Here is an 11,822-nt window from a genome sequence, read left to right as displayed (position 1 = left end):
AGGTTTCATTGGTATTGGCGTAATGGGAAAAAGTATGGTTTATCACTTAATGCAAGATGGTCATAAAGTATATGTATATAATAGAACGAAAGCAAAAACAGATTCTTTAGTGCAAGATGGTGCACAATGGTGTGATACGCCAAAAGAGTTAGTGAAGCAAGTTGATATTGTAATGACAATGGTTGGATATCCACATGATGTAGAAGAAGTGTATTTTGGTATAGAAGGAATTATAGAACATGCAAAAGAAGGTACGATAGCAATTGACTTTACGACATCTACACCTACTTTAGCAAAACGTATTAATGAAGTTGCAAAAAGCAAAAATATATATACGTTAGATGCACCTGTCTCAGGAGGAGATGTTGGTGCGAAAGAAGCAAAACTCGCAATTATGGTAGGTGGAGAGAAAGAAATATATGATAGATGCTTACCTTTACTTGAAAAGTTAGGAACAAACATTCAATTACAAGGACCAGCTGGGAGTGGACAACATACAAAAATGTGTAATCAAATTGCGATTGCTTCCAATATGATTGGAGTATGTGAGGCTGTTGCTTACGCGAAGAAGGCTGGATTGAATCCAGATAAAGTATTAGAGAGTATTTCAACAGGGGCAGCAGGTAGTTGGTCATTAAGTAATTTAGCTCCTCGAATGTTAAAAGGAGACTTTGAGCCAGGATTTTATGTAAAGCATTTTATGAAAGATATGAAGATTGCTTTAGAGGAAGCAGAAAAATTACAATTACCAGTCCCAGGCTTAAGTTTGGCGAAAGAATTGTATGAAGAGTTAATTAAGGATGGCGAAGAAAATAGTGGAACACAAGTATTATATAAAAAATATATAAGGGGGTAAACGAGGTGGACCTTCAAAAGTTTGATGAGATGATTGATACTGTACAGCGAGCTACTTGTATGCAAATTAATGAAAAACAAAAAGAAGCTTTTAAACAAAAATATGATTTTGAACCAGACTTTGAATATGGAAGAGATGAGAAGGGGCATTATGTAATTCGAACCTCTAAAAAGATGTTAGAAGAAATGGAGTTTTATTTGGCATTGAAATATGATCGTGATGGAGTGGATCTTTATATGCAAGCTGAGATTGACGGTATATTTCATGTATCTGTTAGCTATGGTGAAGATGCCCTACATCTACAAGAATTGTTTCAATTTCTAGAAGAAAATAAATAAAAGTCCTCATTTGAGGACTTTTATTTATTTAGTCATTATAAGTTAGAAGCTCGGCGACATCGTTCAACTGGGAATGGGATAATTTGTGCGATGTGATTAGGACCAAATTGTTTTGTACGAGCATGGCGTATTATATAAAAAGCACACAGAATTGAAACAGGAATAGCGCCGAATAAACCAAATAATAAAGCGCTTACACAAGATGCGACAAATCCTAAAACACCAATTTCTAACTCTTCCATAATAGCTCCTAAAATAACAGGAAATGCCCCACATGTAACTCCAAGTATAAGTGCGATAAGTAAGCTCATGATTATCCCCCTCTGTTTGCGATATTATTTTCCTTCTTAGTTAATTGTAGTATATCACATGCAAAACAGAATTTTCAGAAAAATTTCAATAAATGTTCAATAAATGTTCAAAAAATACACTTGAAAAATCAAGGCGTTAAATTTGTGATGAAATGGTACTTTTGAGTAAATAAAAAATCAGGCTTATTTCAAAATGAAATAAGCCTGTTCCATAGGAGGATGTATATATGTAGAGTGAATAAAAGTTTGGAAAAGGGGGTCCAAGTCCTTTTATTCAACTAACTACCTTAATAGATTGGAACCCAGCCTTCAGTTGTCACAAAAATACGAATAGCTACAACTTGGCGATCATCTTGCAAGGTAAAATAATGTCTTGCATTTTCAGGAACAGATATTAAATCGCCTGGCTCAAGTTCAACATCAAAGAATTTCCCATCTTTACCTTCAATAGCGAAAATGCCATGACCACTGACGATAAAACGAACTTCGTCATCTGTATGATGGTGTTCCTTTTGGAAATTAATTAATAATTCGTCAAGGTTAGGGGTGCTATTTGAAAGTGAAATTACATCATGTGCTTTATAACCACGGCGTGCTGAAACATCAGCGATTTCTTTTGAAAACACAGCTAATATTTCAGTTTTGTTTTCATCTGTTAAAGAATAATTTTCATTTAAATGAGTAGGAAGTTTAGAAATATTCCATTTCTCATATAAAACGCCTTCCTCTTGTAGAAATTTAGATACTTCCACTTCATTTTCAATACGAGTATTTACTTCATGAATACGAATTTGCGCCATTAGAAACGCCTCCTTGAATTGATAATAGTTTTATATGAAATTGGAATAAAAACTCATAAGCTTCTAATCTCTTCTTTGCATCAAAGCTATCTCGACCCCATACAGTAATACCGTGGTTACGGATTAATACTGCACCCGAATCTCCTTGTATATGCTTTCGGAAGTTTTCTCCAAGCGTTGGGATATGGGCATGGTTTTCAATAATAGGAATTTGAATTGTTGCACCTTCTTCCCAAATATCGAGTGCTTTAATAATTTCTTGATTTTGAAGGGTGACTGCATCACTATATAAATTTGTGATGACATTATTATCAGTTGTATGAACATGAAGTACGCACCCGGCATTCGTATTGTTATAAATGTGTGTATGCAATATTGTTTCTGCTGAAGGGCGTAATTCAGTCTCTAAAACGGGAACTCCTACATGATCTACTAATAGAAAATCATCTGGAGTGGTTTTTGTTTTATCTTTACCGCTTGCTGTAATAAGAAAAGTAAGTGGTTCATGGCTAACCTTTATAGAAATATTACCACTTGTTGCTGGAAACCAATTTCGTGTTGTTAACTCTTTTTTTAACTCGCTTAAGTCATACCATTGACGAAAAAGTTGTTTCATGCCTTCACCTCCAACAAAAGTTTTAATTCAGCTTGCACATCTTGAAATGTTTCAAACGGTGTATAAGCAATATGATTTTCTTCACACTTTGTAATAAGAAAATCGCGAGCGAATACTTTATCAGCTTGTTTCGCGGCTTGTAAATCAGTAATAGAATCTCCAATTACAATATGAAAGTCATTTGTATCACTTAATTTACGGATTAATGATGATTTACATAATCCGCAATGATTTTGACAATGATCATCACAAGAATGAGGCCATTTAACTGTAATAAACTCTGCTGAAAAGTCTGTTTCATTACAATAAATTTGCTCTTTTGGAATGATTCCTTGTAAGAGTGGATAGACGAAGAAATCCATTCCACCTGATATCACGTAAAAAGAAATGTTATTTTCCTTTACGAATTGTATAAACTCATGAAAACCACTACGGATTTCAGCAGTTTCTATTAAAAATTGAATAATATCATCGTGCAGATTAGTAGGTATGAATTGAAATAATTGAGAAACACCTTCTTGAATGGATAGTTCTTGTGATAAAATTTTATTCTTTACTTCTTCGGCTTCTGGTGGTGCGAATTTTTCCATAATGGACATAATGTTATCATTATTTGTAATCGTGCCATCGAAATCACAAAATACTTGAATACTCATAATTTCACCTCATAAGAGGGATTTCCCCATATTTGTAGTGCACTATGCAAATTTATGTCGTCTACTTCATGGAGTGGTTTATTTTGCAAAGTAGCATCAATTGCAGTACGGAAAGCTTTACCGCCGCCTTGCGCTCCATTTGGATGTCCGTGTATCCCGCCGCCAGCATTAATAACAACATCTTTACCGAAATCTCGTACAATAAAGGGAACGAAACCAGGATGAATACCAGCAGACGGAACAGAAAAGCTCTTCTTGAAAAATGCATCGTCTTCAGTTAAATATTTTGAGATAGCAAGAGCCTCCTCTTTTTCTAGCGCAACACTTCCGTATGGAGATGGGAATAATGAAAAGTCAGCCCCAGCATAACGTAGTAGCTTTCCAAGTAATAATGGTGATGAAACTCCATATAACTTGGATGCTGAATAAGCACCACTTACAGCAGGATGTGCCATAATAGGAACTGGGATTTCATCATCTTCTGCAAGTGATTGTAGTACATCTAGTCCGTAAGCAAATACGTTAAATAATAGAATATCAGCTCCAGCTTGCACTGCACGTTTAGCATTTTCTTTTAAATCAAAAGTTCGTCCTGTTAAATTTAAGGCATATAACGTTTTATGACCGTATGTTTCGTAGACAGATTGTAAAACTTCTTTTCCAGATACAATGCGTTTCGTAAGTGGTGTTAATGCATTTTCAAATAATATTTCATCATCTTTTACTATATCTACACCACCAATTGCTTGATCGCGTAATTGCGTTTTTAAATACCCAATGTTTCGTCCAATCATTCCTTTAAAAATACTTATTAAAAGGGGACGATCATGCACTTGTAAAAGATTTCGAATACCATCTATCCCGAATTTTGGACCAGGAAAATGTTTTTTTAACTCGTCTGAAAAAGTTAAGTCAATTAGTTTTACTTCGCCATCAAGTGATAGCTTTCCAAATGTAGTCGTTAAAATCGCTGGTAAATCTGGACTGAAGTTTAATAGCGGATATTCGATTTTCATAATTCCGCGTTTTACTTTTTTACGTAAATACGAATTGGTATATTCATGTTCAGCTAATTCCTCAACATGAATGACGTTGCCTTTATGCTGCTTTAATTGTTCTTGCAATAAGTGTGGCAAATGAGTCCAAGAGCCAATTGTTAAACCGAGTGCAATTTGCTCAGCTTTTTTTTCTAAGTTATGTGAATCATCATGGATTAAATACGTCGCTATAATTCCGCTCATTGTTATAACCTCCTAGTTAAATAAAAAAACCTCTCAGCTAAGGAGAGGTTTTTTTACAACCAGCTCCTTATCTGTCAGCGTAATGCTGCGAGAATTAGCACCGTGTCTACAATTGTAGATCGGTTGCCGGGTTTCGTCGGGCTCGTCCCTCCACCTGCTCTTGATAAGAAGTATTTAGAAATGTTTAAATTTTTAAGATAACTGAATTTTGTCAGATATTTTTCGTGTTGTCAATTACTTTTTGAAAAAATTTAATTTATCAATTCGATTAATGGCTTCCCGTAATCTATCTTCTGCATGCAAGAGACCAACACGGACATACCCTTCCCCATGCTCACCAAATCCAACACCAGGAGCAACTGCGACATGTGCTTTTTCTAGTAAAATATCAGAAAATTGCTCAGAGGTATATCCTTTTGGAACGGGAAGCCATGCAAAGAATGATCCTTTTGGAATGTCTACATTCCAACCAATTGAGTGACAGGCTGAAATAAGAGCGTTTCTTCGAGATTCGTAACTATTTACAAGGTCTATTACGCAAGACTGTGAACTTAATAGCGCTTCTCGAGCAGCATCTTGAACTGCACCGAATATACTAACATACATATGATCTTGTAATAGGTTAATTGTTTCAATCACACTTTCATTCCCTACAGCAAAAGCGATGCGCCAGCCAGCCATATTGAAAGTTTTTGATAATGTGTAAATTTCAATTCCTATATCTTTCGCACCATCTGCTTGCAAGAAACTAACAGGTTTTTGACCATCAAATCCGATAGCGCCATAAGCAAAATCGTGAACAACTAATATATTATGTTTATTAGCAAAGTGAATGGTTGCATCAAAAAAATCTTTTGATGCAGTAGCACCGGTAGGATTATTTGGATAGTTTAAAAACATTAATTTTGCACGCTCTGCAATAGAGTCATCAATGTTTGTATAATCTGGTAAAAAGTTATTTTCTGCAATAAGCGGCATTGTTTCAAAGTGTGCTTTTGCTAAAGCAACCCCGGATAAATAATCTGGATAACCTGGATCCGGAACGAGAATCGTATCACCAGGATTTGTAAAACAAATCGGTAATTCTACTAGTCCAGCCTTCCCGCCAAACAAAATAGCAACTTCAGTTTTTGGGTTTAATTCGACGCCGTATTCACGTTTATAGAATGTAGCCACGGCTTCCTTTAAGCTTTCATGTCCGCGAAATGGCGGATATTTATGATGAATGGTCTTTTCGGCAGCATCTTGTAAAGCTTTTACGATATGCTGCGGTGTTGGTTGATCTGGATTACCTTGACCTAGATTAATAACATCGTGACCAGCTGCAACGACTTTGTTAACTTTTGCAACAAGTGAAGCGAAAAATTGTGTTGGCAATGATGTTACTATCTCAGAAGGTTGAAATAATTTCATACTTTCCACCTCTTTTGAAAATTGTTACAATTCTAGTGACAAATGATATAATCTTTCCAGTATTTTGTAAAGAAAAAAATAAGAATGGGGCTGAAAAAATGAAAGTCGCATGTATTCAAATGGATATTGTTTTTGGAGATGTAGAAAAAAATATTGAGAATGCTAAAAATAAAATAAGCGAAGCTATGAAGGAAAGGTCAGATGTTATCGTCTTACCAGAACTATGGACAACAGGATATGATTTAACGAGACTTTCTGAAATTGCAGATAGTGATGGAGTAGAAACGAAAGAAAAGTTAATAGAATGGGCGAAGCAATATGATATACATATTGTTGGTGGTTCTATAGCAAAGCAAACAGAGCAAGGTGTTACAAATACGATGTATGTTGTAAATAATGAAGGACAGCTAGTCAACGAATATAGTAAAGTACATTTATTTCAGCTTATGGATGAACATAAATATTTAATAGCCGGTAATGGTACGGGCGAATTTAAGCTAGATGATGTCGAATGCGCTGGAACAATTTGTTATGATATTCGTTTTCCAGAGTGGATGCGTGTCCATACTGCTAAAGGGGCAAAAGTATTATTTGTTGTAGCAGAATGGCCATTAGTTCGTTTAGCACATTGGCGTTTGCTATTGCAAGCAAGAGCAGTTGAAAATCAGTGTTATGTTGTTGCGTGTAATAGAGCAGGAAAAGATCCAAATAATGTATTTGCGGGTCATTCTTTAATTGTGGACCCTTGGGGTGAAGTTGTAGTAGAGGCGAATGAAGAGGAATCAATTTTATTTGGAGAGCTTGAATTCGAGAAAATTAAAGAAGTACGTAAAGGAATTCCAGTTTTTGCGGATCGCCGTCCAGAATTATACAAATAAAATGTTGACAAGTGATTTTTATTCTTGGTATAGTCTTCAACATAAAGTTAAAAATTCAAAAAATTATACAACTCTTATCAAGAGCAGGTGGAGGGATTTGGCCCGATGAAGCCCAGCAACCGACCGTAATACCATTGTGAAATGGGGCGTTTATTACGCCAAAAGGCACGGTGCTAATTCCAGCAGAAAGTAAAACTTTCTGGCAGATAAGAGGGGAGAAGATAAACTTCAAACCTCTTTCTTAGTGGAAAGAGGTTTTTCTATGTTAGAAAAACCTCTGAATTTAAAAAGGGGGAGAAGACGATGGGATATTATTCATTAACAGAAATAACAGCTGTACAATATGCGAAAGATCATGGCTATTTTGAAGCGAAGGCAAATGTCGTTTGTCATGAAATTGGAGACGGAAACTTAAATTACGTGTTCAAATTAGATGATGGAGAGAAATCAATTATAATAAAACAAGCACTGCCTTATGCGAAAGTAGTTGGTGAAAGCTGGCCATTGTCTATAAAAAGAGCAACGATTGAAAGCAAGGCATTACAAATTTTTGCGCAGTATGTACCGGATTATGTTCCAGTAGTGTACAGTCATGATGAAGAGTTAGCGATAACGGTAATAGAAGACTTATCAAGACTAACAATTACAAGAAAAGGATTAATAGACGGAGAAGAATATCCGCTTTTATCCCAGCATATCGGCCGTTTTCTAGCACATGTTTTATTTTATACTTCAGATTTTGGTTTACAGTCAGAAGAGAAGAGGGTACTAGAAGGTACCTTTGTAAATCCGGACCTTTGTAAAATTACAGAGGATTTAGTGTTTACAGATCCGTTTGGACATTATGATACAAATGATTATGAGCCAGATTTACAGCTCGTGGTTGATGAACTTTGGAGTGATAAAACTTTAAAACTAAAAGTAGCACAATATAAATATAAGTTCTTAACAAGAAAAGAAACTCTTATTCATGGTGATTTACATACTGGTAGTATTTTTTCGTCACCTTCTGAAACGAAGGTGATTGATCCAGAATTTGCGACATATGGCCCATTTGGATTTGACATAGGTCAATTTATTGCAAATCTATTATTAAATGCTTTATCTAGAGAAGAAGAAAAAAGAAGTGTACTATTTTTCCATATAGAAAAGACGTGGAGTTATTTTGTAGAAACTTTTACAAAGTTATGGATTGGAGAAGGTGTAGAAGCATATACGAAAGAAAAACAATGGTTACCAATTATTTTGCAAAATATCTTTACTGATGCAGTTGGATTTGCCGGATGTGAACTGATTCGTAGAACAATTGGTTTAGCTCATGTAGCAGATTTAGATGAAATAGAAAATAAAGAAACAAGAATTCAAGCTAAGAAACAAGTGCTATCCTTAGGTAAAGAACTAATAAAATATGAATCTAAAAGTGCTGATATTCAACTGTTTCGAACATTATTTCAACAGACAGTTTCAGGGGGCGTAAAAGCGTGAGTACAATTGTTACTGTTCCGAGATCTGTAAGCTGGAAAGGTGATGCAATTGCGGTATTAAATCAAACGAAATTGCCGCATAGCACAGAATACAAAACATTGACGACTATTGAAGAGGTTTGGAAAAGCATCGTAATGTTAGAAGTACGAGGAGCGCCTGCAATTGGAATTGTAGCTGCATTTGGCTTGGCGCTTGCATCAAAAAAATATAACACTGTACATATTGAAGAATTTCAAAAGAAGTTTAATAGAGATTGTAATTATTTAGGAACGTCACGCCCGACAGCAGTAAATTTATTTTGGGCAATTGATCGTATGAGAGAATCTATTCGAGAGATTACTACAATAAAAGAAGCACAAAAAACATTAGAAGAAGAAGCGCTTCGCATTCAGCAGGAAGATGAAGAGGTGTGCCGAAATATTGGGGAATATGCGTTAACATGTTTTAAAGATGGCGATAATATTTTAACAATCTGTAACGCTGGAAGTATCGCAACTGCCAGATATGGAACTGCATTAGCTCCCTTTTATATTGGAAAAGAGGAAGGTGTGCGTTTACATGCATATGCGTGTGAAACGAGACCAGTTTTACAAGGTGGTCGCTTAACGACCTGGGAATTGAAGCAAGCAAATATTGATGTGACCCTTATTACAGATAATACTGCAGCTCATGCTATTCAAACGAAAGAAATAAATGCAATTATTGTAGGGGCGGATCGAATTGTCGCAAATGGAGATACGGCAAATAAAATAGGGACAATGAATTTAGCTATTTTAGCAAAGCACTTTAATATCCCATTTTACGTTGCTGCTCCACTGTCAACATTTGATGTTACGAAAGAAACTGGAGCTGAAATTATTATTGAAGAAAGAGATGAAACAGAAGTTACGAAAATCTTTGGAAAACAAGTAGCACCAATTGGAACGGATGTTTATAATCCAGCATTTGACATAACGCCGAATGAATTAATTACAGGAATTATTACTGAGAAAGGTATTATACGCGGGGACTATAAACGAGAAATTGCATCATTATTTGAAAAACAAGCTAATACATAATAGCTTGTTTTTTTATGCCTAAATGCAGTGTTTTCTCTTACTTATATAATGAAAGGAGGGGAAGAGGATGGAAGAGTGGATCAAGATGATAGGTAATGTAGGGTTTCCGATTGTTGTAACATTATATTTACTCCACCGTATTGAAAGTAAACTAGAGGGGGTAATTGTTGCAATTGAGAAGCTCCCGCGGCAATTACTAAAGTACGAAGATCCTCGGGAATAAAAATAAAGTTTGCTCTTCTTGAGCAAACTTTATTTTTATTGAGCGGTATAACCACCATCTATAACAACAGCTTGTCCCGTTATACCTTTAGCTTTTTCACTCGCTAAAAACATCGCATAATCAGCGATTTCTTGTACTTGTAATAAGCGCTTTTGTGGGACGAGTGGATAAATAACATCTTCTAAAACATTTTCAAGTGGTACATTTCGTGTAGTAGCTAAGTCTTGTAGTTGATTACGTACAAGAGGGGTATCGACATAACCAGGGCAAAGGGCATTAACAGTAATACCATGCGTAGCACCTTCTAAAGCAGCAACTTTTGTTAATCCAATTACGCCATGTTTTGCACTATTGTAGGCAGCTTTTCCAGCAAACCCGACAAGGCCGTTAATAGAAGCGACATTAATAATACGACCATATTTTTGTTGTTTCATAATCGGAAAGGCATGCTTAATTGCAATAAACGGAGCAATTTGCATAATTTGAATTAGTAGCTCGAACTTTTCAGTTGGAAAGTCTTCAATGGGTGAAACGTGTTGCATTCCTGCGTTGTTAATTAATATATGTAATGAACCGAAATGATCAACTGTTTGAGAAATTGCTGCTGTAATTTCCTCTTCAGATGTAACGTCACATTTTAAACCGATAGCTTGAAAACCTTCATTTTGTAATTGTTCAGCAGCTTCTTTTGCACGTTCTTCAAGTCGATCGGTAATCACAACTTTTGCACCTTCTTTTGCAAAAGCCTTTCCCATTTCATAACCAATACCACTTGCAGCACCTGTTAAAAAGACAACTCGATTTGTAACCATGATGAAAAACATCCCTTCATAATAAAGTTTTCATAGTGCTCTATTTAGAGAAGCTATAATGAAATTCCTGCAAACATTTGGAAAAAATATTGTTAGCTATCTTGTTTTGCAAAATAGTCTTTGCTATACTATTTTGTAAAGCAAGATACTTACGCTTATCTATCTTGTAAAGCAAGATAGTAGGAGGATTTGAATTATGTCGACAAGTCAAATGCTGAAAGGGATTTTAGAAGGATGCTTACTTGCTATTATTTCTGAAGGCGAAATATACGGTTATGAAATGAGTGAAAAGCTAGCGAAGTATGGTTTTACAATGGCGAGTGAGGGAAGTATTTATCCGTTATTAATACGAATGCAAAAAGAAGGACTAATAACAAGCGTAATGAAGGAATCTCCATCTGGTCCAAAGAGAAAATATTATACATTAACAGAAAAAGGCGAGGAAGCACTTGATGAATTTATGGATCGCTGGGAAACGATGCAAAGTAGTGTAGAACGTCTACTTGAAGGGAAGGGAAGGAGAAAATAATGCTATCAAGTGAAGCGCGAAAGTTTTTGTTAGATATGAGATTATTTTTGACGGCAAAGAGTGTAAAAGAAAGCGATATTGAAAATTTTATAGAAGATGCGGAACTCCATTTAATTGATGGTGAGAGTGATGGGAAAAGTGTAGAAGATATTTTCGGAAGCTCACCGAAAGAATATGCAAATGAACTTGTAAAAGTGATGGAAAGAGATAGACAGGAAACGTGGAAGCAAATTGGTTTTACAGTAATGAATATCGTATCGTTTTGGATTATTGCTTCTATCTTAATAGTGAATCATGGAATGTTACAGATTTCACTTATTCAGTGTATCGGTTATAGTTTTTCATTTATTTTAGTTGTTATAGGTCCTAATTTTCTACTTCGCAAAATGACTTTTGTAACAAGTTTTTCAAAAACGTGGTTTTCTATGTGGTTTTTAGTAATGATAGCGCCAATGTTTTTAATGGGAGTTATTATGGTACTAGATGTGATATATCCTACAAAAATGTTTATATTCACTCAAATGCAAAGTTATTTATTGGCTGGTGGTATTTTTATTATTACAGTAGCGGTAAATATGTATTTTAATGGATGGTTTAAAAACTTAT

The 11,822-nt window shown here is 35.3% G+C and carries 15 protein-coding genes and 2 riboswitches; of the genes, 8 read left to right on the top strand and 7 right to left on the bottom strand.

Annotated elements, in window-relative coordinates; translation table 11 throughout:
• Together ACQGS6_RS16070 and ACQGS6_RS16065 are read left to right on the top strand one after the other, a co-directional pair.
• A partial coding sequence (locus tag ACQGS6_RS16070; RefSeq protein WP_426965302.1) for an NAD(P)-dependent oxidoreductase occupies positions 1-856 on the top strand: 856 nt, incomplete at its 5' end.
• A gap of 5 nt (positions 857-861) precedes the next feature.
• Positions 862-1,194, top strand: a complete 333-nt coding sequence (locus tag ACQGS6_RS16065; RefSeq protein ID WP_000365617.1) for a DUF3909 family protein — start codon at positions 862-864, stop codon at positions 1,192-1,194.
• Positions 1,195-1,229: 35 nt separating this feature from the next.
• Here the strand turns inward: ACQGS6_RS16065 and ACQGS6_RS16060 are convergent, their stop codons facing one another.
• From ACQGS6_RS16060 to ACQGS6_RS16035, 6 genes are all read right to left on the bottom strand, one after another.
• Positions 1,230-1,505, bottom strand: coding sequence for a hypothetical protein (locus tag ACQGS6_RS16060; protein ID WP_000054659.1), 276 nt, complete (start codon positions 1,503-1,505; stop codon positions 1,230-1,232).
• Positions 1,506-1,792: 287 nt separating this feature from the next.
• Positions 1,793-2,305, bottom strand: coding sequence for a 1,2-dihydroxy-3-keto-5-methylthiopentene dioxygenase (locus ACQGS6_RS16055; protein ID WP_340421289.1), 513 nt, complete (start codon positions 2,303-2,305; stop codon positions 1,793-1,795).
• Positions 2,283-2,921 carry a methylthioribulose 1-phosphate dehydratase gene (locus ACQGS6_RS16050; RefSeq protein WP_000811347.1) on the bottom strand — a complete coding sequence of 213 codons (639 nt, stop codon included), beginning with the start codon at positions 2,919-2,921 and terminating at the stop codon, positions 2,283-2,285. Before ACQGS6_RS16050 ends, ACQGS6_RS16055 begins: the two co-directional genes overlap by 23 nt.
• On the bottom strand, positions 2,918-3,577 hold the full coding sequence (locus ACQGS6_RS16045) for a 2-hydroxy-3-keto-5-methylthiopentenyl-1-phosphate phosphatase (protein ID WP_016111258.1): 660 nt from the start codon (positions 3,575-3,577) through the stop codon (positions 2,918-2,920). Before ACQGS6_RS16045 ends, ACQGS6_RS16050 begins: the two co-directional genes overlap by 4 nt.
• Entirely contained in the window at positions 3,574-4,818 is a 1,245-nt protein-coding gene (gene mtnW, locus ACQGS6_RS16040; protein WP_426965301.1) for a 2,3-diketo-5-methylthiopentyl-1-phosphate enolase, read from the bottom strand. Before mtnW ends, ACQGS6_RS16045 begins: the two co-directional genes overlap by 4 nt.
• Positions 4,819-4,882: 64 nt before the next feature.
• Positions 4,883-4,988: riboswitch (SAM riboswitch) on the bottom strand.
• 64 nt (positions 4,989-5,052) lie between these two features.
• Positions 5,053-6,231, bottom strand: a complete 1,179-nt coding sequence (locus tag ACQGS6_RS16035; protein WP_000765512.1) for a pyridoxal phosphate-dependent aminotransferase — start codon at positions 6,229-6,231, stop codon at positions 5,053-5,055.
• Between the two features lie 14 nt (positions 6,232-6,245).
• On the opposite strand from ACQGS6_RS16035, the gene ACQGS6_RS16030 reads away from it, so the two are divergent.
• From ACQGS6_RS16030 to ACQGS6_RS16015, 4 genes are all read left to right on the top strand, one after another.
• Positions 6,246-7,109, top strand: a complete 864-nt coding sequence (locus ACQGS6_RS16030; protein WP_426965300.1) for a carbon-nitrogen family hydrolase — start codon at positions 6,246-6,248, stop codon at positions 7,107-7,109.
• 71 nt (positions 7,110-7,180) lie between these two features.
• Positions 7,181-7,322: riboswitch (SAM riboswitch) on the top strand.
• 90 nt (positions 7,323-7,412) lie between these two features.
• Positions 7,413-8,594, top strand: a complete 1,182-nt coding sequence (gene mtnK / locus ACQGS6_RS16025) for an S-methyl-5-thioribose kinase (RefSeq protein WP_000542675.1) — start codon at positions 7,413-7,415, stop codon at positions 8,592-8,594.
• A complete protein-coding gene (gene mtnA / locus ACQGS6_RS16020) occupies positions 8,591-9,652 on the top strand; it encodes an S-methyl-5-thioribose-1-phosphate isomerase (RefSeq protein WP_000104608.1) in 1,062 nt (353 codons plus the stop codon). Before mtnK ends, mtnA begins: the two co-directional genes overlap by 4 nt.
• A gap of 67 nt (positions 9,653-9,719) precedes the next feature.
• The gene (locus tag ACQGS6_RS16015; protein WP_000393337.1) at positions 9,720-9,875 is read left to right on the top strand and encodes a YvrJ family protein; all 156 of its coding nucleotides are present in this window, start codon (positions 9,720-9,722) and stop codon (positions 9,873-9,875) included.
• A gap of 35 nt (positions 9,876-9,910) precedes the next feature.
• Here the strand turns inward: ACQGS6_RS16015 and ACQGS6_RS16010 are convergent, their stop codons facing one another.
• On the bottom strand, positions 9,911-10,687 hold the full coding sequence (locus ACQGS6_RS16010) for a 3-hydroxybutyrate dehydrogenase (RefSeq protein WP_000258428.1): 777 nt from the start codon (positions 10,685-10,687) through the stop codon (positions 9,911-9,913).
• Between the two features lie 196 nt (positions 10,688-10,883).
• On the opposite strand from ACQGS6_RS16010, the gene ACQGS6_RS16005 reads away from it, so the two are divergent.
• On the top strand, positions 10,884-11,216 hold the full coding sequence (locus ACQGS6_RS16005; protein ID WP_000107982.1) for a PadR family transcriptional regulator: 333 nt from the start codon (positions 10,884-10,886) through the stop codon (positions 11,214-11,216).
• A partial coding sequence (locus ACQGS6_RS16000; RefSeq protein ID WP_426965299.1) for a DUF1129 domain-containing protein occupies positions 11,216-11,822 on the top strand: 607 nt, incomplete at its 3' end. The genes ACQGS6_RS16005 and ACQGS6_RS16000, both read left to right, overlap by 1 nt.

Origin of the sequence: Bacillus sp. GMs2/2 (assembly GCF_050172095.1) — a bacterium.
Lineage (GTDB): Bacteria > Bacillota > Bacilli > Bacillales > Bacillaceae_G > Bacillus_A > Bacillus_A cereus.
The sequence above is the reverse complement of the archived record's forward strand: the minus strand, read 5'-3'. Positions and strand labels throughout refer to the sequence as shown.

Bases quoted from the DNA above. Each gene is read 5' to 3' on its own strand.
- ACQGS6_RS16060 (WP_000054659.1), bottom strand. From the start codon at position 1,505: ATGAGCTTACTTATCGCACTTATACTTGGAGTTACATGTGGGGCATTT.
- ACQGS6_RS16055 (WP_340421289.1), bottom strand. From the start codon at position 2,305: ATGGCGCAAATTCGTATTCATGAAGTAAATACTCGTATTGAAAATGAA.
- ACQGS6_RS16050 (WP_000811347.1), bottom strand. From the start codon at position 2,921: ATGAAACAACTTTTTCGTCAATGGTATGACTTAAGCGAGTTAAAAAAA.
- ACQGS6_RS16045 (WP_016111258.1), bottom strand. From the start codon at position 3,577: ATGAGTATTCAAGTATTTTGTGATTTCGATGGCACGATTACAAATAAT.
- mtnW (WP_426965301.1), bottom strand. From the start codon at position 4,818: ATGAGCGGAATTATAGCGACGTATTTAATCCATGATGATTCACATAAC.
- ACQGS6_RS16035 (WP_000765512.1), bottom strand. From the start codon at position 6,231: ATGAAATTATTTCAACCTTCTGAGATAGTAACATCATTGCCAACACAA.
- mtnK (WP_000542675.1), top strand. From the start codon at position 7,413: ATGGGATATTATTCATTAACAGAAATAACAGCTGTACAATATGCGAAA.
- ACQGS6_RS16015 (WP_000393337.1), top strand. From the start codon at position 9,720: ATGGAAGAGTGGATCAAGATGATAGGTAATGTAGGGTTTCCGATTGTT.
- ACQGS6_RS16010 (WP_000258428.1), bottom strand. From the start codon at position 10,687: ATGGTTACAAATCGAGTTGTCTTTTTAACAGGTGCTGCAAGTGGTATT.
- ACQGS6_RS16005 (WP_000107982.1), top strand. From the start codon at position 10,884: ATGTCGACAAGTCAAATGCTGAAAGGGATTTTAGAAGGATGCTTACTT.